The organism is Micromonospora sp. AB353, assembly GCF_049538395.1.
Taxonomy (GTDB): domain Bacteria; phylum Actinomycetota; class Actinomycetes; order Mycobacteriales; family Micromonosporaceae; genus Micromonospora; species Micromonospora aurantiaca.
In genome coordinates this window covers 1-438 of sequence record NZ_JBMVFV010000195.1, presented here as the reverse complement: position 1 = coordinate 438, position 438 = coordinate 1, and the positions used below count along the sequence as shown (strand labels likewise).

1 pseudogene is annotated in these 438 nt (G+C 69.6%); it reads left to right on the top strand.

What is annotated here, in order from left to right:
* Positions 1-252: 252 nt before the first annotated feature.
* Positions 253-438: pseudogene (locus tag ACPCK6_RS29650) on the top strand (hypothetical protein); the annotation flags it as partial.

Here is a 438-nt window from a genome sequence, read left to right as displayed (position 1 = left end):
GCCCCGCCCCGTGATGGGCCGCACGGCCTGCGGGAATCATCCCGGCCGGCTGGTCGTTGACGATGGTTCCGGCGACGTGAGCCGCCCGGGAATGATGCCGGGTGGCGGGTCATTGGACATGCTTGCGGCGCCGCGCAGTGGCAGCCCCTGTGCCCCGCGAGCTGCCGGGATCCCCCCAAGTCTTCTTGAGCGCCTGACGGTGCCACGCGCCCATTCCCCCGGGTGCGTCGACCCCCGAATGGAGCATTTGTGATGAACACGATTCTGCGGAAGAGCGTTCTGGGTGTTGCTGGTCTGGCTTTCGCCGGTGGCGTGTTCGCCGGTCCGGTCGCCGCCCACGCGGCGGACACCACCCACGCGGCGAAGCCGGTGAGTGTGGGCGTGCAGGGTGACAAGCTGATCCCGCACGGCGTGCAGGGCGCCCAGTCGCGTATCGAT